Origin of the sequence: Streptomyces sp. NPDC051320, from assembly GCF_040682175.1 — a bacterium.
Classification (GTDB): domain Bacteria; phylum Actinomycetota; class Actinomycetes; order Streptomycetales; family Streptomycetaceae; genus Streptomyces.
Genome location: NZ_JBFBAL010000010.1, coordinates 187354 through 209227, shown reverse-complemented (window position 1 = coordinate 209227; position 21874 = coordinate 187354). Strand labels below are relative to the sequence as shown.

Here is a 21874-nt window from a genome sequence, read left to right as displayed (position 1 = left end):
GCCGTCACTGCGGGACGTGCCGGAGAAGTCCGAAGAAGATTCAAGAAACTGCAAAGAATTCGCGGAACTGCACAGGGCCTCCGCTCGTTGCTCCGGACATGACCGCAATGACCCCTGGCTCGAACATCCCGCTCCCGACCACCCATGTCGCGGTGGACGTCACCGCACCGGTGCGGCTCGACGTGTCGGGCCTGCTGCTCACCGCAGACGGCAAGGTGCGCTCCGACGACGACTTCATCTTCTACAACCAGCCGTCCGGTCCCGGTGTCACCCACCGCTCCGGTGGCGGTTCCGCGCCGGACGCGATCGTGGTGGACACCGCGGCGGTCCCGGCGGGTATCGAGAAGATCGTCGTCACCGCGAGCCCGGACGCGGCCGGACAGACCTTCCAGGGCATCGAGCCCACCGCCACCGTCCGCAACGCCCAGGACGGCGCCACACTGGCCTCCTTCACCCCGCCCCGGCTGGGCACCGAGACCGCGCTGGTGATCGTGGAGATCTATCTCCGCAACGGCGCCTGGAAGGTCCGTGCGGTGGGACAGGGCTATGCGAACGGGCTGGCCGGTATCGCGACGGACTTCGGTGTCTCGGTGGAGGAGCCGGCCGCCGCTGCGCCGACGCCGGCCGCCACGACCCTCCCGCCCATGCCGCAGGCACCGCCGGCGCCGGTGGCCGACCCGCGGGTCGCCGCTCCGACGCCGGCCGCCACCACGCCCCCGGCCGCCCCGGAACCCGCCGCGCCGGCACCGGCCGCGACCGGGCGGATCAACCTCGACAAGGGCCGGGTCAGTCTGCAGAAGAACCAGACGGTGTCCCTGGTCAAGGCAGGTAAGCCGCTGCTCTCGCAGGTGAAGATGGGTCTCGGCTGGGAACCGGCCTTCCGTGGCAAGGACATCGACCTCGACGCCTCGGTCATCGCCTACGGCCCGCAACGCAACCACATCGACAGCTGCTACTTCGGCAAGCTGTCCATCCTGAACGGCGCGATCAAGCACTCCGGTGACAACCTGACCGGCGAGGGTGCGGGCGACGACGAGGTCATCATGGTCGACCTCGGCCGGATCCCCGCCGAGGCGACCGGCCTGGTCTTCACGGTCAACTCGTTCACCGGCCAGAAGTTCACCGAGGTGGCGAAGGCCTACTGCCGGCTGATCGACGCGGCCAGCGGCGAGGAGCTGGTCCGCTTCGATCTGACGGGCGCGGAGCCGCAGACCGGTGTGCTGATGGCCAAGCTGATCAAGCAGTTCTCCGGGGAGTGGGAGATGACGGCGGTGGGCGACTTCGTGAAGTCACGCACGGTCCGTGGCATGGTCAAGCCCGGAGCCCAGACGCTCTGACCGGTGGGACGGCCACGTCGGTCCGGCGGACGCCGGCCTGCCCCCGTCACTGGCGGTAGCCGCTGAGGAAGCGGCCGATGCGGCTGATCGCCGCTTCGAGGTCGTCGGCGTACGGCAGGGTCAGGATCCGGAAGTGGTCGGGCCGCGGCCAGTTGAAGCCGGTGCCCTGCACGACCTGGATCTTTTCGCGGAGCAGCAGGTCCAGGACGAATTTCTCGTCGTCCTGGACCTGGTGAACCTTGGGATCCAGCCGCGGGAAGGCGTACAGCGCACCCTTCGGTTTCACGCACGAGATGCCCGGGATCTCGTTGAGCTTCTGCCACGCCCGGTCGCGCTGGTCGTGCAGACGGCCGCCCGGCGCGGTCAGTTCGCCGATGGACTGCCGGCCGCCGAGCGCGGCCTGAATGGCGTACTGCGCCGGGGCGTTGGCGCACAGCCGCATGGAGGCCAGCATCGTCAGGCCCTCCAGATAGCTCTTCGCGTGCTGCTTCGGGCCGGTGACGACCAGCCAGCCCGAGCGGAAACCGGCCACCCGGTAGGTCTTCGACAGACCGCAGAAGGTCAGCACCACCAGGTCGGGTGCGAGGGACGCCGCGCTGTGATGGACCGCGTCGTCGTACAGGATCTGGTCGTAGATCTCATCGGCGAAGACCATCAGACCGTGGCGGCGGGCCAGATCGAGCATGCCCTCGACGATCTCCCGGGGATAGACCGCGCCGGTCGGATTGTTGGGATTGATGATCACCATGGCTTTGGTGCGGTCGGTGATCCTGGCCGCCATGTCCTCGAGGTCGGGGTTCCAGTCCGCCGACTCGTCACAGATGTAGTGCACCGCCCTGCCGCCGGCCAGCGTGGTCACCGCGGTCCAGAGCGGGAAGTCCGGGGCCGGGATCAGGACCTCGTCGCCGTCCTCGATCAGCGCCTGCATCGCCATCGAGATCAGCTCGGAGACACCGTTTCCGAGAAAGACGTCGTCGACGGTGACATCGGTGAGACCCAGGTCCTGGTATCGCTGGACGACGGCACGCCGTGCGGACAGCACGCCCCGCGAATCGGTGTAGCCGTGCGCCCGGGGCAGCATCCGGATCATGTCCTGGACGATCTCCTCCGGGGCCTCGAAACCGAAGAGGGCCGGGTTGCCGGTGTTCAGGCGCAGCACGCTGTGACCAGCTTCTTCCAGCGCGTTCGCCTGCTCGATCACCGGGCCCCGGATCTCGTAGCAGACCTCGCTCAGCTTGTTGGACTGGCGGAACTCCATGCCGTGGCCCTCCCAGGTCTCACTTGCGTCACTTGGTTTTACCAAGTGGCAGCTTGGAAAGTCCAACTTGTTGTCTAGACTGCGTCCCATGCCCCGCCGAAGCTACGACCAGTACTGCCCCGCGGCCCGCGCCCTCGATGCCGTGGGGGACCGGTGGACCCTGCTGATCGTGCGAGAACTCCTGGCCGGTCCGCGCCGCTACACCGACCTGCACGCCGACCTGCCCGGCGTCAGTACGGACGTGCTCGCCTCCCGGCTCAAGGACATGGAGCGCGACGGCCTGACCAGCCGGCGCAGACTGCCACCGCCGGGCGTGGCGTTCGTGTACGAGCTCAGCCCGCGCGGGCGCGAGCTGCTGCCGGTCCTCACCGCGCTGGCCGACTGGGGTGCACCGGAGCTGGCCGAGCGCCGGCCCACCGACGCGGTCCGGGCACACTGGTTCGCGATTCCGCTGGCGCGGCGTCTCGGCGACCTGGGCGTGGGGGTGATCGAGGTCCGTCTGGACGAAGGCGTCTTCCATGTACGGACCGACGGCGGCGAACCGCTGTACGGTGACGGCCCCGCCGACCGGCCGACGGCCACGCTCACCATGGACGCCGGCACCTGTATCGCCGTCAGTGACGGCAGCCTCTCCCTGAAAGAAGGCATCAGCCAGGGGTCGGTCCTGCTGGATCCACCCGTGTGAGCAGCGTCGCACCAGGAAGAGGGGGGTCGGTGTGGCCGAACTCGCCTGCGGCGGCGCCGCGTTCCCCCCTCTGACCTGCGGCTGTACCCAGTGCATGTGACCGACGACATGGTTGCTTGTCGAGCACGTGACTGATACCACGCGCAGATGAGGGTTAACTGTCAGTGGCAGGCCTTAGCCTTGTTCACATGTCCACCACATCTTCCGCCTCCGAGGCCAACGACGCCATCCGCCGGTTCGTCGATGCCCAGGCGACGGGTGCCGAGTGGCCCTCCGAGGACTACGAGGTGCTGCTCACGGAGTGGGCCGCCGCGATCCAGGACCGGATCGAGCCGGCGGCCTAGCCGACCCGGCGCGCCGCTCCCTCCGTCGGGGTGACGACGGCATACGGAAAGTGACCCGGTATCCACCGGGTCACCTCATGCCGTACTTGCCGGAAACTGGCCTGTCCTGGCCGGACTCAGAGCTTGGTCAGCTTGGCGTAAGGGCTGAGAATCCTCCCCTGACGCCCGGAGAAGTCGATGAGCACGGCGTCATTGTCGCCCTCGATTCCGACGACTCTTCCGAGTCCGAACTGGTCATGCGAAACCCGGTCTCCCACATCGAAGATCTCGATCGGTGCGGCAGCTTGGGCCGGGCGGTTGAAGGGACTGGAGGGCAGGTGGCGCCGGGATCCGGCTGACTTAGTCATTGCTGTCAGTATGCGCCCGCAAGCCCCCCTCACGCCATGTCTGTCCCGCGGCCGGGCCTGCGGCCACCGGATTCCGGGCCGCGGGACAGCGGTGAGGCGTGGTCGGATCAGCGGCTCTGGCGCTTCCAGGGGCCGGTGATGGCGATCATGATGCCCGGCGTCTGGATGTTCGCGTAGAGCGTCCGGCCGTCCGGTGAGAACGTGACGCCGGTGAACTCGCTGTACTGCGGTTCCTGTGCGGTGCCGATATTGAGCTCGTTCCGGGCGATCGGGTACGTACGCCCGGTGTCGGTGGCGCCGAAGAGGTGCTGGACCCCTTCGCCGTCCTCGGCGATCACCAGGCCGCCGTACGGCGAGACGGTGATGTTGTCGGGGCCGTCGAAGGCGCCGTCCTCGGCAGGGGCGCGGTTCACGCCCAGCAGCACCTTCAGGGTCAGCGTCCGCCGCCGGGGGTCGTAGAACCACACCTGTCCGTCGTGCTGGACGGGGCTCTCGCCGCGGGCGAACGAGGACACGATGTAGGCCCCGCCGTCCGCCCACCACATGCCCTCCAGCTTCCGGGCGCGGGTGACCTCACCGTCGGCGAACTGCTTGCGCACCGACACCGTCTTCGCGTCGCGGTCCGGCACATCCACCCAGTCGACGCCGTAGACCGTGCCGGTCCGGGTGGCGCGCGACAGGTCGTCGACGAACGTGCCGTGCCGGTCGTAGCACTTCGTGGCCTGCAGCTCACCGGCCGTGCCGGGGAGGTGGCGCAGCTGCCCGCGACCGTGCCGGAAACCGTGGGCCGGCGGGGTCCAGCGGTAGAGCAGGCCGTTGGGGCCCGCGGCGTCCTCGGTCAGGTAGAGCCGACCGCTACCGGGGTCGACGACCACGGCCTCGTGGGCATAGCGCCCCAGGGCCTTGACCGGCTGCGGCTGCTGATTGGCCCTGCGGTCCTGCGGGTCCACCTCGAAGACGTAGCCGTGGTCCTTGGTCATGCCGTTGGCGCCGGCCTTGTCCTCGGTCTCTTCACAGGTGAGCCAGGTGCCCCACGGGGTGCTGCCGCCCGCGCAGTTGGTGGACGTGCCCGCGATACCCACCCACTCGGCGACCTCGCCGCTGCGGTGCACCTCGACGACCGTGCAGCCGCCGCCCGCGGCGGGGTCGTAGACCAGCCCCTCGGGATGCGGTACCGGGTGCGGAAGCTTCGAGCGGGCGCCGCCCAGCTCGTGGTTGTTGACCAGCAGGGTGGTACCGTGCGGCCCCGCGAAGGCGGCCGTGCCGTCGTGGTTCGACGGGGTGGTCTCGCCCGAGTCGAGCGAGGTCACCCCGGTGCGGGTGATGACGCGGTACGAGAAACCCGCCGGCAGCGCGAGCAGGCCCTGCGGGTCGGCTACCAGAGCGCCGTAGCCCGGCTCCGCCCGGTGGCTCTTGTGCCCGTGGCCTGCGGCCCCGGAGGGTTCGGTGGCGGCGAGCGCGCCGGGGGCGGTGGCCAGGGCTCCGACGGTCCCGGTGAGGGCCACTCCCGCACCGGCGATCACGGACTGTCCGGTGAATTCCCTGCGGCTGAGCGGCATCGCGAGTCTCCTGACGTAACACGCACGGCTGAGTCGTTTCGGGCTCACCGTCCCGTCCGCGTATAAACGGCAGTTGAACGACGCACTACTTCGAGAGGCTTTTCCTCATGCAATTCCCGACAACCGGCCGGCGCGTCCTCATCACCGGGGCATCCCGCGGTCTCGGACGCGCCATGGCCCAGGCCTTCGCGGCCAACGGCGACCGGGTCGCGGTGCATTACGGATCCCGTGAAGCGGACGCGCTGCGAACCCTGGAATCGCTCGCCGGTACCGGCCATGTGCTGGTGGGCGGCGACCTCTCGGATCCGGCGCGGGCGGCCGATGTCGCCGGGCGCGCCGCCGAGGGGCTGGGCGGTATCGACGTGCTGGTGAACAACGCGGCGGTGAACGAGCGCCATCCGCTGCCCGAGACGCCCTACGAGGAGTGGGTGGCCGTGTGGCAGCAGCACGTCGCCGTCAACCTGCTCGCCACGGCGCACCTCAGCCACCTCGCGGGACGCCGCATGATCGACGGCGGCACCGGTGGCCGGATCGTCAACATCGGCTCGCGTGGCGCGTTTCGCGGGGAGCCCGAGCACCCCGCGTACGGCGCGACCAAGGCCGCGGTACACGCGCTGGGCCAGTCGCTCGCGGTCTCCCTCGCGCCGTACGGGATCGGTGTGGCTTCGGTCGCGCCCGGCTTCTTCGAGACCGAGCGGGTCGCGGACCGGCTGAGCGGCGCGGAGGGCGAGGCGATCCGGGCCCAGTCGCCGTTCGGCAGGGTGGCGTCGGCCGATGAGATCGCCGCAGCGGTGCTCTGGCTGGCGTCATCCCTCGCCGAGTGGTCGTCGGGCACGGTGCTCGACCTCAACGGCGCTTCCTACCTGCGCACCTGAGAGTCACCGGGGAGCAGGCCTGCGCGCGGCCAGGCCTGCTCGGTCGTCAGGCGGGCGCCGCGGTCAGGCTCGTGACCGCGCCTTGAAGGCCGCCTTGCGGGCCTCCTTCGCGGCCTTCTTGTCCGGGTGCAGCCGTCCCATCGCCTCGAGCACGTCCGCGGTGGCCGGATGGTCCACCCGCCAGGCGGCGTCGAAGAAGCCGGAGTGCTGTCCGGTGAGCCCTTCGACGAGCGCCTGCAACTCCTCGTCCTCGCCGTCCGCGTCGAGCTGGGCGGCCAGTGTGTCGATGGCCAGCCAGAACACCATGGCCTCGGGCGGCGGCGGCACATCGGCCGCGCCGCGTTCGGCGAGCCGGACCCGGGCGAGACCGCCGAGTTCCGGGTCGTCGAGCACCGCGCGCACCTCGTGGTCCGCGGCCTCGTCGACGATCAGCGAGAGGGCCTGCTGACAGTGCAGTCGCCGCAGTGGCGCGCCCCGGTCGGCGCCGCGCGCGGCGGCCAGCAACTCCGCTGCCGCTGCCGCCGGTTCGCGGTCGGCCAGCCAGAGTACGGTCTCCGCGCGGGCCGCTGCCGCGGGGAAGTGCGCGAGAGCGTCGAGCAGGGCGCTCGCATCCTTCTCGGCGAGGTCGCCGACTACCGGGGCCTCGACGCCGGCGTCCAGCATCCGCGCCCGGATGCCGTAAAGGCCGAGCGGGGTGAGCCGGACCATTCCGTAGCGCGCGACATCCTCCTCGTCGATCGGCTCGGCGGCGCCCTCGGTCTCCTCCGCCATCAGGGCCTCGTCAACCGGCCAGTACTCGACGAGGCCGATGGGTTCCAGGAGACGGAACTGGTCGTCCAGGCGCATCATCGCCTCGGACACCTGCTCGAGTGCGTCGTCGGTGGGCTCCCCCATGTCGTCGGGGACGATCATCGACGCGGCGAGTGCCGGCAGCGGGACGGGCCCGTCGGCGGAACCGGTCTCCGACACGCTCAGCAGATAGAGATTGCCCAGTACGCCGTCGAGGAACTCCGCCTCCGTCTCCGGGTCCCACTCCAGTTTGGCGAAGTCGACCTCGCCGTCCTCGCCCACCAGATCGGCGAAATCGTCGAACTGTGGCCCGATGGCATCGGCATACACGGTCTCCAGACCGTCCAGCCAGAGGGCGAGGATCTCCTGCGGGCTGCCGGACGTGACCAGCTGCAACTGCTCGCCGGATGACGCCGTGCCCTCACCGTCCTCCTCGTCGGCATCTTCCACATCGACGAGTCCGGTGTCCACGGCGAGCCCCCATGCCTCGCTCGCCCCGGCCGCGCCGTCCCCGTCCGCCGGAAGGCCGAGTTCGGCGGCGGCGAGCGGGAGTTGCTCATCAGTCAGCTCGCCGCCCGCACCGACCCGGGTGCCGGGACCGGCCCAGCGGGCGAGCCGCACCGCGCGGGCGAAGAGCGGGGCGGCCAGCGCGTCACGAGCCAGTTCCGCGTCGGAGTTCAGCCGCACCGGCGGCATGGTGGGGCGGTCTCCGGACATCGGTGGTTCTCCTCGTTACGGATCTGGTGACGGGCGTACGGGTCGGGCGCGCCCCAGCGTAGACGCATTTCCACCCATGCAGCCCGGTTCATGTACGCGTCAGGTTTCGTCCACCTGCGAACCCTTGACAACTCCGGTGCCCAGGCAAGAGATTGACGCGCGTAGAACGTAGACCGCCGCTCCGCTCCACCCTCACCTCCCGGAGTTCTGTGATGCCTGCCGTTCCTTCCCTCAGCCTCACCAGATCGACCGCGGTCGCCGCCGTCGTCACGGCCGCGCTCGCCGCGGGTCTGCTCGTCGGCACGTCGTCGGCGAGCGCGGCCGAGGTTCGTATTCACGACATCCAGGGCTCGACCCGGATATCGCCGCTCGCGGGCCAACCGGTGGCCGACGTCACCGGCGTCGTGACCGGCGTCCGCACGTACGGATCGAAGGGCTTCTGGTTCCAGGACCCCCGGCCGGACGCCGACCCCGCGACCAGCGAGGGCGTCTTCGTCTTCACCGGCTCCACGCCGACCGTCACCGTGGGCGACGCGGTCTCGGTGTCCGGCACCGTCAGCGAGTACGTGCCGGGTGGCGCCTCTTCCGGCAACCAGTCGATCACCGAGATCGGCAAGCCTTCCGTGACCGTCATCTCGTCGGGCAATCCGCTACCCGCGGCGACGGTCATCAGCTCCCGCTCGGTGCCCGGCACCTTCGCCCCGGAGGGCGACCCGGCGGCCGGCGGCAGCATCAACGGCCTGCCGCTTCAGCCGAAGAAGTACGCCCTGGACTACTACGAGTCGCTGGAGGGCATGAACGTCCGGATCGGCACCTCCCGGATCACCGGGGCGACCGACCCGTACAGCGAGCTCTGGGTGACCGTGAAGCCGGACGAGCGCCCGACTCCGCGCGGTGGCACCCTGTACAACTCGTACACCTCCCAGAACACCGGGCGGCTGATGGTCCAGTCGCTGGTGCCGATCGCCCAACAGCCCTTCCCGGTGGCCAACGTCGGCGACTCCCTGACCGGATCCACCGAGGGTCCGCTGGACTACAACCAGTACGCGGGGACGTACACCGTGGCTGCGCGCCAGATGGGCACCGTCACGGCGGGCGGTACGACTCCCGAGGTCACCCGCAAGCAGAAGCGGAACGAGCTGGCAGTCGCCACCTACAACGTGGAGAACCTGGACCCGACGGACCCGCAGAGCAAGTTCGACAAGCTCGCCGCCGGGATCGTCGACCATCTGGCGTCGCCGGACATCGTCGCCATCGAAGAGGTCCAGGACAACGACGGCGCCAAGAAGGACGGCGTGGTGTCCGCCGATGTGACGGTCGGCAAGTTCATCGACGCGATCGTCGCGGCCGGCGGGCCCCGCTACGAGTGGCGCTCCATCGACCCGGTGGACCTCGCGGACGGCGGTGAACCCGGCGGCAACATCCGCCAGGGCTTCCTCTACAACCCGGACCGGGCCGACTTCACCGACCGCTCGGGCGGCACCGCCACCACGGCCACCGACGTCGAGTCGAAGCACGGCAAGGCGGCTCTCACCTACTCCCCCGGCCGCATCGACCCGGCCAACGCGGCCTGGACGAACAGCCGCAAGCCGCTGGCCGGCGAGTTCACCTTCCGCGGCAGGAAGGTCTTCGTGATCGCCAACCACTTCTCGTCGAAGGGCGGCGACCAGGGCCTGGATTCCCAGTTCCAGCCGCCGACCCGCAGCTCGGAGACAGCCCGGCACCAGCAGGCCACCGTGGTGAACACCTTCGTGAAGAAGATCCATGCGGCACAGAAGAACGCCGAGGTGGTGGTGCTCGGTGATCTGAACGACTTCGAGTTCTCCGGCACGGCGAAACTGCTCACCGCCGGCCGGGCCCTGGAGGCGACGGCCTACTCGCTGCCGGTGAGCGAGCGGTACTCGTACGTCTACCAGGGCAACTCGCAGATCCTGGACCAGATCCTGGTCAGCCCGACCATCAGGCACTACCAGTTGGACATCGTGCACATCAACGCCGAATTCGCCGACCAGAACAGCGACCACGACCCGAGCGTGCTGCGCTTCCGGCCGTAACCGGCTCCGGCCGGGTCCGGGTAGGGGGCACCGCACGCCCCTGCCCGGCACCCGCGCCTCGCACACTCACCCCGGGACACCTCGCTCTGCATACGCGGCGGATACGCGACGCGTGCGAAGATCGGGGAGCAATGAACCGGCTCCCGGATGAAGCAGGGGTGGAGATGTGACGATCGGCACTGAATCGGACCAGGAGAGCGATGCGCCGGACGCCGCACGCCCGGACGGACAGCCGAAGCAGCAGCGCTCCTTCTGGAAGGAACTGCCGCTGCTGATCGTCATCGCACTGGTGCTGGCGCTGCTGATCAAGACGTTCCTGCTCCAGGCCTTCTCGATCCCGTCGGGCTCGATGGAAAACACACTGAAGATCGGCGACCGGGTCCTGGTCGACAAACTGACTCCGTGGTTCGGCTCGAAACCGGAGCGCGGCGAAGTGGTGGTCTTCCACGACCCCGACGGCTGGCTGGCGGACGAACCGACCCCGAAGCCCAGCGCGGTCCAGACGGCGCTCAGCGCGGTCGGACTGATGCCGTCCGCCGACGAGAAGGACCTGATCAAACGGGTCATCGGGGTCGCCGGCGACACCGTGGAGTGCAAGGGCACGGGCCCGCTGAAAGTCAACGGCAAGGCGCTCGACGAGCCGTACGTGTTCCCGGGCAACACCCCGTGCAGCACGGACAGCGCCGGCCAGTTCAAGATCACTGTGCCGAGCGGTCGCATCTGGGTGATGGGCGACCACCGGCAGTACTCGGCCGATTCCCGGTACCACCAGGACAAGCCGGGCGGCGGCGCGGTGCCGGTGAAGGACGTGGTGGGACGCGCGATCGCGGTCGCCTGGCCGCTCGACCGCGTGAACAACCTGCCGGTTCCGTCCACCTTCGGCCAGTCGGGGATCAACGCCGTGGGCACTGCCGCACCCGGAGCGGTCGGCCTGATGGGCGCCGTGCCGCTGGTGCTGTGGCGCAGGCGGAAGCGCTCCCCCAGCCGGGCACACCGTTCAGTTTCGCTTGCCGTTCCATCGGAGAAGAACTAAGTAGACCTTCAGCTTGCTCTCGGTCGACACTGTCGCCATGACCCTCTCACGCCCCTTCGGGCGGGCCCTCTGCGCCATGATCACGCCCTTCACGCCCACCGGTGAGCTCGATCTGCCGGGCGCCCGGCGGCTCGCGTCCCACCTGGTCGACGCGGGTTGCGACGGCCTCGTCCTGAGCGGCACCACCGGTGAGTCGCCGACCACCAGCGACGCGGAGAAGACCGCCCTGGTACGGGCGGTGGCGGAGACGGTCGGCGGCCGGGCGCACATCGTGGCCGGGGTCGGCAGCGCGTCCACCCGGCATACCGTCGAACTGGCCCGAGCGGCGGAAGACGCCGGGGCGGACGGCCTGCTGGTGGTGACGCCCTACTACAGCCGCCCGCCACAGGACGCCGTGGAGGCGCATTTTCGTACCGCTGCCGATGCCACGGCGTTGCCGGTCATGCTCTACGACATCCCGGGCCGTACCGGCACCCGTATCGGAACCGACACCCTGCTGCGGCTGGCGGAACATCCGCGGATCGTGGCCGTGAAGGACTGCGCCTACGACCTGCTGGGTTCGACCCGGGTCATCTCACGCACCGAACTCGCCTACTATTCGGGCTGCGAGGAACTGAACCTGCCGTTGTACGCGGTGGGCGGGGCCGGCTTTGTCAGTACGGTGGCCAATGTGGCGCCGCGGCAGCTGCGAGGGGTGCTCGACGCGTTCGACCGCCGCGATCCGGCGGAGGCCGCCCGGCTGAATCAACTCAACCTTCCGCTGGTGGAGTTGATGATGGCTTCCGGCCTGCCCGGCACGGTGACCGCGAAGGCGCTGCTCGATGCGGCCGGACTGCCGGCCGGACCGGTCCGAGAACCGCTGCGACCCGCCGGCCGCGAGGCGGTCGACGGACTGCGCACGGCGTACCAGGAGCTGCTCGGCGCCTCGTGAGGCGCCGTCAACGCCGGTCGGTCTCAGTTGTGGCGGTGCAGCACCTCGTTGAGCCCGCCCCACACCGCGTTGTTCGGGCGGGCCTCGACCTTGCCGGTCACCGAGTTGCGGCGGAAGAGGATGTTGGACGCGCCGGAGACCTCACGGGCCTTGACGATCTGCCCGTCGGGCATCGTCACCCGGGTGCCCGCCGTGACGTAGAGCCCGGCCTCGATGACGCACTCGTCGCCCAGCGAGATCCCGACACCGGCCTCGGCGCCGATCAGGCAGCGCTCGCCGATGCTGATGCGGACGTTGCCGCCGCCGGACAGGGTACCCATGGTGGAGGCGCCGCCTCCGATGTCGGAGCCGTCGCCGATCACCACACCGGCCGAGACCCGGCCCTCGACCATGGAGGTGCCCAGGGTGCCCGCGTTGAAGTTGACGAACCCCTCGTGCATGACGGTGGTGCCTTCGGCGAGGTGCGCGCCGAGCCGGACCCGGTCGGCGTCGGCGATCCGGACGCCCTTGGGCGCCACGTAGTCCGTCATCCGCGGGAACTTGTCGATCGAGGTCACCTGGAGGTGCAGGCCCTCGGCACGGGCGTTGAGCCGCACCTTCTCGATGTCGTCCACCGCGACCGGGCCGAGCGAGGTCCACGCGACGTTGGAGAGCAGGCCGAACATGCCGTCGAGGTTCTGGCCGTGCGGCTGCACCAGCCGGTGCGAGAGCAGGTGCAGGCGGAGATAGATGTCGTGGGCGTCCAGCGCCTTGTCGTCGAGCGAGGCGATGACCGTGCGGACGGCGACAACCTCGACTCCGCGGCGGCGGTCCGGGCCCAGCGCCTTGGGCGCGGCCTCGCCCAGCAGTTCCTGGGCCCGCTCGGCGGAGAGCCGCTCGGTTCCCGCGGGACCGGGCTCCGACGTGAGCCGGGGAGCGGGAAACCAGGTGTCGAGGACGGTGCCGTCGGCGGTGACGGTGGCGAGTCCGGCGGCCACGGCGCCGGTGGAGCGGGGAGAACTCTGCGAAAGCGTGTCGGTCATGACCAAAACCTAACCGGCAGGGCCCCGCACCGCCCAACCGTCTCAGATCCGGCGGGTGGTCAGCCGATCACCCGGGCGAGCATCCCGCGCACCTCGGCCGCGTCGAATTCCCGCTCCGTCAGCAGCAGCTGAATGAGCAGGCCGTCGATCAGGGCGACCAGCGCCCGGGCCACCGCCGGGTCTCCCCCGACATGGAGCCGGACGGCCTCCACCAGCCCGTCGAGCCACTCCGCAGCGACCGGCCGCAGCGCTTCGCGGCGGAGGGCGGCGAGATAGAGCTCGTACTCCAGCCGGATCCGGCTCCGGTCCCCCGTGGCGAACCGGCCGAGCAGCCCGGTGAGGCGGTCGGCGAGCGGCTCGTCCCGCCCATCGAGGACCCGCACCCAGCCCTCCAGCGCGGTCTGCGGCTCGCCGTTGACCTGCCGGAGGGCTGCGACCAGCAGCTCGTCGAGGGTCGCGAAGTGGTACGTGGTCGAGCCGAGCGGCACGTCGGCCTCGGCAGCCACGGAGCGGTGGCTCAGCCCGGCGATGCCCTTCTCACCGACCACGCGGATCGCGGCGTCGATGATGCGCCTGCGGCGCTCGGGGTCATAACGGCGGACCATCAGTGGGATCCGCCGAGGTTGAGCAGCACGACACCGGCGATGACCAGGGCGATCCCGGCGAGCCTGGCCGCGTTCGCCGCCTCACCCAGGAAGACGATTCCGATGATCGCGATCGCGGCGGTGCCGACGCCCGCCCAGATCGCATAAGCCGTACCCACCGACAGCGACTTCAGCACCTGCGCCAGCAGCACGAAAGCGAGCACATAGCCGATCACCGTCGCCAGTGAGGGCCACAGCCTGCTGAAACCGGCGCTGTACTTCAGCGCGGTGGTTCCGCCGACCTCTGCCGCGATAGCTGCGGCGAGCAGTACATAGGGCATGCGTACGACCGTACACATCGGGGAGCGGCTACGGTGTGCCGTCCGGTAGGAAAATGGCAGCGACAACGACGGAGTGAGCGTGGCACAGGATTCGGGGTGGGGCGGCGGCTATGGTGGCGCGCCGTACGGAGGAGCGCCCGGCTGGGGCTGGATGCCTCCGCAGGCTCCCAAGCCGGGGGTGATACCGCTGCGGCCCTTGCAGGTCAGTGACATTCTCAGCGGGGCCATGGCCACGGTGGGGCGCTATTGGAAACAACTGCTCGGCATAGCGGCGACCCTCTACGGCGGCGCCGCGGTGCTGGTGGGGGTGGCGCTGGCGGTGCTCTATGCCGTGCTGTCGGACCGGATCCACACCATCTTCGACGCCCCTGAGGGAGATGACGTCAGCTGGCATCTGGCGGCGCCGCTGGCGTTCTCCTTCCTCGGAGTCGTGGTCGGCGCCGCGCTGTTGCTCATGGTCTGCGGCGCGATGATCTACGCGACCTGCGCGACGGTCCTCCAGGAGGCCGTCCTGGGCAGGGAAACGACCTTCGGTGCGGTCTGGCGGAAGGCGTGGTCCCGGGTTCCCTCGGTGATCGGCACCGTGTTCCTGAGCGGCTTGATCGCGATGATCCCGCTGCTGGTGATCGGCGGCGCCGTGGCTGCGGTCATCGTGTGGTCCGTCCACCAGGACAGTCCGGCGCCGGCCATCGTGGCCGGCGTGCTCGGTGTGCTGGTGCTCGTCCCGGCGGCCGCCTGGCTGTGGGTCCTGTTCACCCTGGCGCCGGCCACTGTGGTGTTCGAGCACCAGGGCCCGGTCGGCGCACTGCGCCGGTCGGCCGGGCTGGTGCGGGGCGCCTGGTGGCGGACCTTCGGGGTGACGCTGCTGGGCTTGGCGATCGGTGGAATAGCCGGCTATCTCATCCAGGTTCCGTTCAGCATGCTGGGGATGTTCAGCAGCCTGCCGCTGAGCATAACCGCACACAACGATCCCACTTCGGCGCAGGTCTTCGCCGAAGCGGCGGGCTATCTGGCGTTCGCGCTGCTGGGCCAGACCCTCAGCCAGATCGTCTCGGCCACCTTCCCGCAGCTGGTGACCGGGTTGGTCTACGTCGACCGGCGGATGCGTAAGGAGGATCTGGGCCCCGTGCTCGCCGAGGCGGCCACCCGGGACGCCACCGCCTGACGGTGCCGGCGGGCGCGCTCGGGAACGGCGAACGCCGAACGGCCACGGTGCGGTGCACCGTGGCCGTTCGGCGAAGGACCGATGAGGGTCCGCGACAGATCAGACGTTGAAGCCGAGCGCGCGCAGCTGCTCCCGGCCGTCATCAGTGATCTTGTCCGGGCCCCACGGCGGCATCCAGACCCAGTTGATCCTGAGCTCACTGACGATGCCGTCGGTGGCCGACTTCGCCTGGTCCTCGATCACATCGGTCAGCGGGCAGGCCGCGGACGTCAGGGTCATGTCGAGGGTGGCGATGTTGGACTCGTCGATATGAATGCCGTAGATCAGGCCGAGATTGACGACGTCGATCCCGAGCTCGGGGTCGACCACGTCGTACAGCGCTTCCCGGACCTCCTCCTCGGAGGCCGGCTTCATCGTGGCGGTCTCGTTCTCGCTCATACGGTCTTCCCTTCGGACAGCGCCTGGGCCGTCGCTTCCTTCCACGCCATCCAGCTCAGCAGCGCACACTTCACGCGCGCCGGGTACTTCGAGACGCCGGCGAACGCGACCGCGTCCTCCAGCACCTCCTCCATCGCGTCGTCCGGTTCGATCTGTCCCTTCGACTGCATCAGCTCCAGGAAGGTGGCCTGGATCTTCTGCGCGTCCGCCAGCTCCTTGCCGACCAGCAGTTCGTTCAGCACGGAGGCGCTGGCCTGGCTGATGGAGCAGCCCTGGCCCTCGTACGACACATCGGCGATGCGGTCGCCCTCGTACTTCACGCGCAGCGTGATCTCGTCGCCGCACGTCGGGTTGACGTGGTGCACCTCGGCGTCGCCGTCACGAAGACCGCGCCCGTGCGGGTGCTTGTAGTGGTCCAGGATCACTTCCTGGTACATCGAATCCAGCTTCACGATCCAGTCCCTGCCCGGTGTGTTCGGTTAACCGAAGAAATTCCGTACGTACTCCAGGCCGTCCACCAGTGCGTCGACGTCTGCAGGCGAGGAGTACAGATAGAACGACGCTCGGGTGGTCGCAGGAATTCCGTAGCGCAGGCAGACCGGACGCGCGCAGTGGTGTCCGACCCGGACCGCGATGCCCTGCTCGTCGAGGACCTGGCCCACGTCGTGCGGGTGGATGTCACCGAGCGTGAAGGAGATCGTCGCACCGCGGTCCACGGCCGTCGTCGGGCCGATGAAGCGCAGGTCGGGCACCTCGCCGAGACGCTTCATGGCGTACTCGGTGAGCACGTGCTCATGCGTGGCGATCTTGTCCATGCCGATGGCGCTGAGGTAGTCCACGGCCGCACCGAGGCCGACGGCCTGGGCGATCGGGGGCGTGCCCGCCTCGAACTTGTGCGGCGCCGGAGCGTAGGTCGACGAGTGCATCGACACGGTCTCGATCATCTCGCCACCGCCGAGGAACGGCGGCAGGTCCTCGAGGAGCTCCTGGCGGCCCCAGAGGACGCCGATGCCCGTCGGGCCGACCATCTTGTGGCCGGTGAACGCCACGAAGTCGGCCTGCAGTGCCTGGACGTCGACCACCATGTGCGGGGCGGCCTGCGAGGCGTCTATGCAGACCAGCGCCCCGACCTCCTGAGCCCGGCGGATGATCGTCTCGACCGGGTTGACCGTGCCCATCAGGTTGGAGACCAGGGTGAAGGAGACGATCTTCGTCTTCTCGGTGATGACCTCGTCGATGTCGGACAGGTCGAGGCGGCCGTCCTCGGTGAGGCCGAACCACCTGAGCTTCGCGCCGGTGCGCTGCGCGAGCAGCTGCCACGGGACGATGTTGGAGTGGTGCTCCATCTCCGTGATGACGATCTCGGTCTCGTGGTCGACCCGGTAGGGCTCATCGGCCCAGCCCAGCATGTTCGCCACCAGGTTGAGCGACTCGGAGGCGTTCTTGGTGAAGATCACCTCGTTGCGGCTCGGCGCGTTGATGAAGGCGGCGACCTTGTCGCGGGCGCCCTCGTACAGCGCCGTGGCCTCCTCGGCCAGCACGTGCACGCCACGGTGGACGTTGGCATTGTGCTGTTCGTAGTACTCGTTCAGCGCGTCGAGGACCTGGCGCGGCTTCTGCGACGTCGCCGCGTTGTCCAGGTAGACGATCTTCTTCCCGTCGTGGACCACGCGGTCCAGCAGGGGGAAGTCCTTGCGGATCGCTTCTGTGTCGAGAAGGCCCGGCAGCTGTGTCACGCCACGCCCTCCTCAGTGTTTGCTCCGCTCACGGGGCCACCCTTCGTGTACGCCTCGTAGCCCTCGTTCTCCAGCTTGTCCGCGAGCTCGGGGCCGCCGGACTCGGCGATGCGTCCGTTTGCGAAGACATGCACGAAGTCGGGCTTGATGTAGCGCAGGATGCGCGTGTAGTGGGTGATCAGCAGGGTGCCGACCTCGCCGGACTCGCGGACGCGGTTGACGCCGTCGGAGACCTGGCGCAGCGCGTCGACGTCCAGACCGGAGTCGGTCTCGTCGAGGATCGCGATCTTCGGCTTGAGCAGTTCGAGCTGAAGGATCTCGTGGCGCTTCTTCTCACCACCGGAGAAGCCCTCGTTGACGTTGCGCTCGGCGAAGGCCGGGTCCATCTGGAGGGTCTCCATCGCGCCCTTGACCTCCTTCACCCAGGTACGCAGCTTCGGCGCCTCGCCGCGGATGGCGGTGGCCGAGGTACGGAGGAAGTTGGAGACCGAGACGCCGGGGACCTCGACCGGGTACTGCATCGCGAGGAAGAGGCCGGCCCGGGCGCGCTCGTCGACGGTCATCTCCAGGACGTCCTCACCGTCAAGGGTGACGGTGCCCCGGGTGATGGTGTATTTGGGGTGCCCGGCGAGCGAGTACGCCAGTGTCGACTTGCCTGAGCCGTTGGGGCCCATGATGGCGTGGGTCTCGCCCTGCTTCACGGTCAGGTCGACGCCCTTGAGGATCTCCTTCGTACCGTTCTCGGTTTCGACGGAGACGTGCAGGTCGCGGATTTCAAGCGTTGCCATGGGTGACTCAGGACTCCTGGGTGACGGAGACGAGCACATCGTCCCCTTCGATCTTGACGGGGTATACGGGGACGGGGCGCGTCGCGGGAAGGCCGGACGGCTTGCCGGTTCGCAGGTCGAAGGTCGAACCGTGCAGCCAGCATTCGATCGAGCAGTCCTCGACCTCGCCCTCCGAGAGTGAGACGTTCGCATGCGAGCAGATGTCGTTGATCGCGAACACCTCGCCCCCGGTCCGGACGAGCGAGACCGGCGTGGAGCCGATTTCCACCCGTTTCGGAGTGTCGTCCTCCAGCTCGTTCAGCGCACAGGCTTTGACGAAGGCCATCAGACAGCGGCCCCCAGCTCGGCGTCGATCTTGGCGAGCAGGCGCTCCTCGACGTCCGGCAGGCCGATCTGCTGGACCAGTTCTGCGAAGAAGCCGCGGACCACCAGGCGGCGGGCCTCCGACGCCGGGATGCCCCGCGACTGCAGGTAGAAGAGCTGCGCGTCGTCGAAGCGGCCGGTCGCGGAGGCGTGGCCCGCACCCGCGATCTCGCCGGTCTCGATCTCCAGGTTCGGGACCGAGTCGACCCGCGCGCCGTCGGTGAGGACGAGGTTGCGGTTGAGTTCGTAGGTGTCGGTGCCCTCGGCGGCGGCTCGGATCAGCACATCCCCGATCCATACCGCGTGCGCGTCCTGGCCCTGCAGCGCGCCCTTGTAGGCCACGTTCGACCGGCAGTTCGCGACGTTGTGGTCAACGAACAGGCGGTGCTCCTGGTGCTGCGCCCGGTCGGTGAAGTACAGACCCAGCAGCTCGGCGTCGCCGCCGGGGCCCGCGTACTGCACGCGCGGGTGGAGACGGACGACATCGCCGCCGAAGGTGACCACGACCGACTTGAAGGACGCGTCCCGGCCCACCAGCGCGTTGTGCTGGGCCACGTGGACGGCCTTGTCGTCCCAGTCCTGGACGGAGACGACGGTCAGCTTGGCACCGTCGCCCAGGATGTAGTCGACGTTGGCCGCGAGCACCGCGTCGCCGGTGTGGTCGATGACCACGACCGCCTCGGCGAACGCACCGAGCTCGACGATCTGGTGACCGTAGGCGACCCCGCCGGCCCCGCGCACCGCGATCCGGATCGGCTCGCTGAGCACGGCCTCCTTGGGCACCGAGACGACCGAGGCCTTCTCGAAGGAGGAGTACGCCTGCGCGGCGATCCGGTCGACGGGCTTGCCGGCCGCGCCGATCCGGGCGTCGTCGCGGCCCACGGTCTCGACGGTCACGCCCTCGGGGGCGGTCACCTCGATCTCGAGGCCGCTGCCGGTCGCTACCGCGGTCCCGTCGTGCAGGCCCCTCAGGCGCTCCAGCGGAGTGAACCGCCACTCCTCCTCGCGGCCGCCGGGGACCGGGAAGTCCGCCACGTCGAAGGACGGCGGCGCGCTCATGCGAGTGGCTACGGTCGACTCTGCGGCCACCGCGATGGACCCGGCAGTGGTGGAACCCGCCGCGGGCGGTCCCCCCTGGACCGAAGCCTGTCGGGGGTCCTTGGAGGAATTCTGAGCCTCAGCCATGGCTGTCGTCGTGCTCGCTTTCTGATGAAGACGTCTGAGTCGGTCGATGGTGCGCTGGCCGGTCGGCTGCTAGCCGACCGAACCCTCCATCTGCAGCTCGATCAGCCGGTTGAGCTCCAGGGCGTACTCCATCGGGAGTTCCTTGGCGATCGGCTCGACGAAACCGCGGACGATCATCGCCATCGCCTCGAACTCCGTCATCCCGCGGCTCATCAGATAGAAGAGCTGGTCGTCGGAGACCTTGGAGACGGTCGCCTCGTGGCCCATGGACACGTCGTCCTCGCGGACGTCCACATAGGGGTAGGTGTCCGAGCGGGAGATGGTGTCGACCAGCAGCGCGTCACAGAGCACGTTCGACTTGGAGCCCTCGGCGCCCTCGCCGATCTCGATCAGTCCGCGGTAGGAGGTACGGCCGCCGCCTCGCGCCACCGACTTGGAGACGATGTTGGAGGAGGTGTTCGGCGCCATGTGCACCATCTTCGCGCCGGCGTCCTGGTGCTGGCCCTCGCCCGCGAAGGCGATCGACAGGGTCTCGCCCTTGGCGTGCTCACCCATCAGGTAGACGGCCGGGTACTTCATGGTGACCTTGGAGCCGATGTTGCCGTCGACCCACTCCATGGTCGCGCCCTCGTATGCCACGGCACGCTTGGTGACCAGGTTGTAGACGTTGTTCGACCAGTTCTGGATCGTCGTGTAGCGGCAGCGGCCGCCCTTCTTCACGATGATCTCGACCACGGCGCTGTGCAGTGAGTCGGAGGAGTAGATCGGTGCGGTGCAGCCTTCGACGTAGTGGACGTAGGCGTCCTCGTCGACGATGATCAGCGTCCGCTCGAACTGGCCCATGTTCTCCGTGTTGATACGGAAGTAGGCCTGCAGCGGGATGTCGACGTGTACGCCCTTCGGCACGTAGATGAACGAGCCACCGGACCACACGGCCGAGTTCAGCGAGGCGAACTTGTTGTCGCCGACCGGGATGACGGTGCCGAAGTACTCCTGGAAGAGCTCAGGGTGCTCCTTCAGCGCGGTGTCCGTGTCGAGGAAGATGACGCCCTGTTCCTCCAGGTCCTCACGGATCTGGTGGTAGACGACCTCCGACTCGTACTGAGCCGCGACACCGGCGACCAGGCGCTGCTTCTCCGCCTCCGGGATGCCGAGCTTGTCGTACGTGTTCTTGATGTCCTCAGGCAGTTCCTCCCAGGACTCCGCCTGCTTCTCGGTGGACCGCACGAAGTACTTGATGTTGTCGAAGTGGATGCCCGACAGGTCGGAGCCCCAGTTCGGCATCGGCTTCTTGCCGAACAGACGCAGGCCCTTCAGCCGCATCTTCAGCATCCACTCGGGCTCGTTCTTCTTCGCCGAGATGTCGCGGACGACAGCTTCGGACAGGCCACGCTTGGCCGCGGCGCCTGCCGCGTCGGAGTCGGCCCAGCCGAATTCGTACGTACCCAGGCCCTCGAGTTCGGGGTGGGCAGTCTCCGTGGGGAGAGTCATGCGGGGTTCCTCCCGGCCTTGCTTGCGGATACTGAATCGGTGGTCTGCGGGGCGGGGCGGTGCGTGGCCTTCGGGATGAAGGTCGTACACACCCCGTCACCATGGGCGATGGTCGCCAGACGCTGCACATGGGTCCCGAGCAGGCGGGAGAAGACCTCGGTCTCCGCCTCGCACAGTTGCGGGAACTGCTCGGCCACATGGGCCACCGGGCAGTGGTGCTGGCACAGCTGCTCACCCACCGGCGCAGTACGCGCCGTAGCAGCGTACCCGTCGGAGGTCAACGCCTTGGCCAGCGCCTCGGCCCGGTCCTCGGGCGCCGCCGCCTCGACGGCGCTCCGATAGGCCTCCGCCTGACCGGCGAGCCGGTCACGGGCGAAATCCATCACGGCCTCGTCGCCCGAATGGCGGGATATCCAGCCCAGGGCGTCGGCGGCGAGCTTGTCATAGGACTGATCGAAGGCGTCTCGACCGCAGTCCGTGAGGGCGAAGACCCTGGCGGGGCGCCCTCGGGTCCGCGCGCCGTACACCCGCTGCTCGCGGGCGGCGATCACGTCGTCGGCGAGCAGCGCGTCCAGATGGCGGCGGACCGCCGCCTGGGTCAGCCCGAGGCGACCGGCGAGCTCGGCCACCGTGGAGGGGCCGTGGTCCAGGATGGAGCGCGCGACACGGTTGCGGGTGGACCGCTCACCGGTCGCGAGTTCCTCCTGCGGAGCCTCGCCGACGTTTTTCACAACGCCATTGTTGCGTAATTCCCCGGCCCGCGACAAGCGAAGATCGGTATCGCCTTCGGTGGTCTCGATCACTTAGGGTCACCTAAGCGGCGCTCCGGGCT

At 69.0% G+C, this 21874-nt stretch carries 23 protein-coding genes; 8 read left to right on the top strand and 15 right to left on the bottom strand.

Features of this window, described 5'->3' with window-relative positions:
• Nucleotides 1-98: 98 nt before the first annotated feature.
• Nucleotides 99-1337 (top strand): TerD family protein, encoded by a 1239-nt coding sequence (locus tag AB0M87_RS22930; RefSeq protein WP_365855762.1) that lies wholly within the window; start codon nucleotides 99-101, stop codon nucleotides 1335-1337.
• A gap of 46 nt (nucleotides 1338-1383) precedes the next feature.
• Here AB0M87_RS22930 and AB0M87_RS22925 read toward each other — a convergent pair whose 3' ends face one another.
• A complete protein-coding gene (locus AB0M87_RS22925) occupies nucleotides 1384-2595 on the bottom strand; it encodes a pyridoxal phosphate-dependent aminotransferase (RefSeq protein WP_365855760.1) in 1212 nt (403 codons plus the stop codon).
• A gap of 88 nt (nucleotides 2596-2683) precedes the next feature.
• On the opposite strand from AB0M87_RS22925, the gene AB0M87_RS22920 reads away from it, so the two are divergent.
• On the top strand, nucleotides 2684-3280 hold the full coding sequence (locus AB0M87_RS22920) for a helix-turn-helix domain-containing protein (RefSeq protein ID WP_365855758.1): 597 nt from the start codon (nucleotides 2684-2686) through the stop codon (nucleotides 3278-3280).
• Between the two features lie 188 nt (nucleotides 3281-3468).
• Nucleotides 3469-3624: a hypothetical protein gene (locus AB0M87_RS22915; RefSeq protein ID WP_365855756.1), complete on the top strand. Its 156-nt coding sequence runs from the start codon at nucleotides 3469-3471 to the stop codon at nucleotides 3622-3624.
• Between the two features lie 116 nt (nucleotides 3625-3740).
• On the opposite strand, the gene AB0M87_RS22910 is transcribed toward AB0M87_RS22915, so the two are convergent.
• On the bottom strand, nucleotides 3741-3971 hold the full coding sequence (locus AB0M87_RS22910) for a CarD family transcriptional regulator (protein ID WP_365855754.1): 231 nt from the start codon (nucleotides 3969-3971) through the stop codon (nucleotides 3741-3743).
• Between the two features lie 107 nt (nucleotides 3972-4078).
• Entirely contained in the window at nucleotides 4079-5530 is a 1452-nt protein-coding gene (locus tag AB0M87_RS22905) for an alkaline phosphatase PhoX (protein ID WP_365855752.1), read from the bottom strand.
• A 107-nt stretch (nucleotides 5531-5637) separates the two neighbouring features.
• On the opposite strand from AB0M87_RS22905, the gene AB0M87_RS22900 reads away from it, so the two are divergent.
• Nucleotides 5638-6405, top strand: coding sequence for an SDR family oxidoreductase (locus tag AB0M87_RS22900; protein ID WP_365855750.1), 768 nt, complete (start codon nucleotides 5638-5640; stop codon nucleotides 6403-6405).
• A 63-nt stretch (nucleotides 6406-6468) separates the two neighbouring features.
• Here the strand turns inward: AB0M87_RS22900 and AB0M87_RS22895 are convergent, their stop codons facing one another.
• Nucleotides 6469-7911: a hypothetical protein gene (locus tag AB0M87_RS22895; RefSeq protein WP_365855748.1), complete on the bottom strand. Its 1443-nt coding sequence runs from the start codon at nucleotides 7909-7911 to the stop codon at nucleotides 6469-6471.
• Nucleotides 7912-8123: 212 nt separating this feature from the next.
• Between AB0M87_RS22895 and AB0M87_RS22890 the strand changes: the two genes are divergently transcribed.
• The 3 genes from AB0M87_RS22890 (at nucleotide 8124) to dapA (ending at nucleotide 11929) form a co-directional block, all read left to right on the top strand.
• Nucleotides 8124-9965, top strand: coding sequence for an endonuclease/exonuclease/phosphatase family protein (locus tag AB0M87_RS22890; protein ID WP_365855746.1), 1842 nt, complete (start codon nucleotides 8124-8126; stop codon nucleotides 9963-9965).
• A 172-nt stretch (nucleotides 9966-10137) separates the two neighbouring features.
• Nucleotides 10138-10998 carry a signal peptidase I gene (lepB, locus tag AB0M87_RS22885; protein ID WP_365855946.1) on the top strand — a complete coding sequence of 287 codons (861 nt, stop codon included), beginning with the start codon at nucleotides 10138-10140 and terminating at the stop codon, nucleotides 10996-10998.
• 37 nt (nucleotides 10999-11035) lie between these two features.
• Complete coding sequence (dapA, locus tag AB0M87_RS22880) at nucleotides 11036-11929, top strand: 4-hydroxy-tetrahydrodipicolinate synthase (RefSeq protein WP_365855744.1); 894 nt, start codon at nucleotides 11036-11038, stop codon at nucleotides 11927-11929.
• 23 nt (nucleotides 11930-11952) lie between these two features.
• Here dapA and dapD read toward each other — a convergent pair whose 3' ends face one another.
• From dapD to AB0M87_RS22865, 3 genes are read right to left on the bottom strand one after another with little or no spacing between them, the layout of a single operon-like run.
• Nucleotides 11953-12951 carry a 2,3,4,5-tetrahydropyridine-2,6-dicarboxylate N-succinyltransferase gene (gene dapD / locus AB0M87_RS22875; RefSeq protein ID WP_365855742.1) on the bottom strand — a complete coding sequence of 333 codons (999 nt, stop codon included), beginning with the start codon at nucleotides 12949-12951 and terminating at the stop codon, nucleotides 11953-11955.
• 59 nt (nucleotides 12952-13010) lie between these two features.
• Entirely contained in the window at nucleotides 13011-13556 is a 546-nt protein-coding gene (locus AB0M87_RS22870) for a TetR family transcriptional regulator (RefSeq protein ID WP_365855740.1), read from the bottom strand.
• Complete coding sequence (locus AB0M87_RS22865; RefSeq protein WP_365855739.1) at nucleotides 13556-13876, bottom strand: multidrug efflux SMR transporter; 321 nt, start codon at nucleotides 13874-13876, stop codon at nucleotides 13556-13558. The genes AB0M87_RS22870 and AB0M87_RS22865 overlap by 1 nt, the downstream gene beginning before the upstream one ends.
• Nucleotides 13877-13955: 79 nt before the next feature.
• Between AB0M87_RS22865 and AB0M87_RS22860 the strand changes: the two genes are divergently transcribed.
• Entirely contained in the window at nucleotides 13956-15041 is a 1086-nt protein-coding gene (locus AB0M87_RS22860) for a hypothetical protein (RefSeq protein ID WP_365855737.1), read from the top strand.
• A gap of 99 nt (nucleotides 15042-15140) precedes the next feature.
• Here AB0M87_RS22860 and AB0M87_RS22855 read toward each other — a convergent pair whose 3' ends face one another.
• The 8 genes from AB0M87_RS22855 to AB0M87_RS22820 form a co-directional block, all read right to left on the bottom strand.
• A complete protein-coding gene (locus AB0M87_RS22855) occupies nucleotides 15141-15479 on the bottom strand; it encodes a metal-sulfur cluster assembly factor (RefSeq protein ID WP_365855735.1) in 339 nt (112 codons plus the stop codon).
• A complete protein-coding gene (sufU, locus tag AB0M87_RS22850; protein ID WP_365855733.1) occupies nucleotides 15476-15931 on the bottom strand; it encodes a Fe-S cluster assembly sulfur transfer protein SufU in 456 nt (151 codons plus the stop codon). Before sufU ends, AB0M87_RS22855 begins: the two co-directional genes overlap by 4 nt.
• 27 nt (nucleotides 15932-15958) lie before the next feature.
• Nucleotides 15959-17215 carry a cysteine desulfurase gene (locus AB0M87_RS22845; protein WP_365855731.1) on the bottom strand — a complete coding sequence of 419 codons (1257 nt, stop codon included), beginning with the start codon at nucleotides 17213-17215 and terminating at the stop codon, nucleotides 15959-15961.
• A complete protein-coding gene (sufC, locus tag AB0M87_RS22840; protein ID WP_365855729.1) occupies nucleotides 17212-18003 on the bottom strand; it encodes a Fe-S cluster assembly ATPase SufC in 792 nt (263 codons plus the stop codon). The genes AB0M87_RS22845 and sufC overlap by 4 nt, the downstream gene beginning before the upstream one ends.
• A gap of 7 nt (nucleotides 18004-18010) precedes the next feature.
• The gene (locus tag AB0M87_RS22835; protein ID WP_365855727.1) at nucleotides 18011-18328 is read right to left on the bottom strand and encodes a non-heme iron oxygenase ferredoxin subunit; all 318 of its coding nucleotides are present in this window, start codon (nucleotides 18326-18328) and stop codon (nucleotides 18011-18013) included.
• Nucleotides 18328-19425 carry a Fe-S cluster assembly protein SufD gene (sufD, locus tag AB0M87_RS22830; RefSeq protein WP_365855725.1) on the bottom strand — a complete coding sequence of 366 codons (1098 nt, stop codon included), beginning with the start codon at nucleotides 19423-19425 and terminating at the stop codon, nucleotides 18328-18330. Before sufD ends, AB0M87_RS22835 begins: the two co-directional genes overlap by 1 nt.
• A gap of 195 nt (nucleotides 19426-19620) precedes the next feature.
• Nucleotides 19621-21042: a Fe-S cluster assembly protein SufB gene (gene sufB, locus AB0M87_RS22825; protein WP_365855723.1), complete on the bottom strand. Its 1422-nt coding sequence runs from the start codon at nucleotides 21040-21042 to the stop codon at nucleotides 19621-19623.
• Nucleotides 21039-21773: a metalloregulator ArsR/SmtB family transcription factor gene (locus tag AB0M87_RS22820; protein ID WP_365855721.1), complete on the bottom strand. Its 735-nt coding sequence runs from the start codon at nucleotides 21771-21773 to the stop codon at nucleotides 21039-21041. The genes sufB and AB0M87_RS22820 overlap by 4 nt, the downstream gene beginning before the upstream one ends.
• Nucleotides 21774-21874: the final 101 nt, after the last annotated feature.

What these genes read in the sequence shown, in the direction of transcription:
- AB0M87_RS22930 (WP_365855762.1), top strand. Translation starts at nt 99, where the DNA reads ATGACCGCAATGACCCCTGGCTCGAACATCCCGCTCCCGACCACCCAT.
- dapA (WP_365855744.1), top strand. Translation starts at nt 11,036, where the DNA reads ATGACCCTCTCACGCCCCTTCGGGCGGGCCCTCTGCGCCATGATCACG.
- sufC (WP_365855729.1), bottom strand. Translation starts at nt 18,003, where the DNA reads ATGGCAACGCTTGAAATCCGCGACCTGCACGTCTCCGTCGAAACCGAG.
- AB0M87_RS22895 (WP_365855748.1), bottom strand. Translation starts at nt 7,911, where the DNA reads ATGTCCGGAGACCGCCCCACCATGCCGCCGGTGCGGCTGAACTCCGAC.
- AB0M87_RS22915 (WP_365855756.1), top strand. Translation starts at nt 3,469, where the DNA reads ATGTCCACCACATCTTCCGCCTCCGAGGCCAACGACGCCATCCGCCGG.
- sufB (WP_365855723.1), bottom strand. Translation starts at nt 21,042, where the DNA reads ATGACTCTCCCCACGGAGACTGCCCACCCCGAACTCGAGGGCCTGGGT.
- AB0M87_RS22890 (WP_365855746.1), top strand. Translation starts at nt 8,124, where the DNA reads ATGCCTGCCGTTCCTTCCCTCAGCCTCACCAGATCGACCGCGGTCGCC.
- AB0M87_RS22870 (WP_365855740.1), bottom strand. Translation starts at nt 13,556, where the DNA reads ATGGTCCGCCGTTATGACCCCGAGCGCCGCAGGCGCATCATCGACGCC.
- AB0M87_RS22855 (WP_365855735.1), bottom strand. Translation starts at nt 15,479, where the DNA reads ATGAGCGAGAACGAGACCGCCACGATGAAGCCGGCCTCCGAGGAGGAG.
- dapD (WP_365855742.1), bottom strand. Translation starts at nt 12,951, where the DNA reads ATGACCGACACGCTTTCGCAGAGTTCTCCCCGCTCCACCGGCGCCGTG.
- AB0M87_RS22920 (WP_365855758.1), top strand. Translation starts at nt 2,684, where the DNA reads ATGCCCCGCCGAAGCTACGACCAGTACTGCCCCGCGGCCCGCGCCCTC.
- AB0M87_RS22910 (WP_365855754.1), bottom strand. Translation starts at nt 3,971, where the DNA reads ATGACTAAGTCAGCCGGATCCCGGCGCCACCTGCCCTCCAGTCCCTTC.
- AB0M87_RS22865 (WP_365855739.1), bottom strand. Translation starts at nt 13,876, where the DNA reads ATGCCCTATGTACTGCTCGCCGCAGCTATCGCGGCAGAGGTCGGCGGA.
- AB0M87_RS22925 (WP_365855760.1), bottom strand. Translation starts at nt 2,595, where the DNA reads ATGGAGTTCCGCCAGTCCAACAAGCTGAGCGAGGTCTGCTACGAGATC.
- AB0M87_RS22835 (WP_365855727.1), bottom strand. Translation starts at nt 18,328, where the DNA reads ATGGCCTTCGTCAAAGCCTGTGCGCTGAACGAGCTGGAGGACGACACT.
- AB0M87_RS22900 (WP_365855750.1), top strand. Translation starts at nt 5,638, where the DNA reads ATGCAATTCCCGACAACCGGCCGGCGCGTCCTCATCACCGGGGCATCC.
- sufD (WP_365855725.1), bottom strand. Translation starts at nt 19,425, where the DNA reads ATGAGCGCGCCGCCGTCCTTCGACGTGGCGGACTTCCCGGTCCCCGGC.
- AB0M87_RS22905 (WP_365855752.1), bottom strand. Translation starts at nt 5,530, where the DNA reads ATGCCGCTCAGCCGCAGGGAATTCACCGGACAGTCCGTGATCGCCGGT.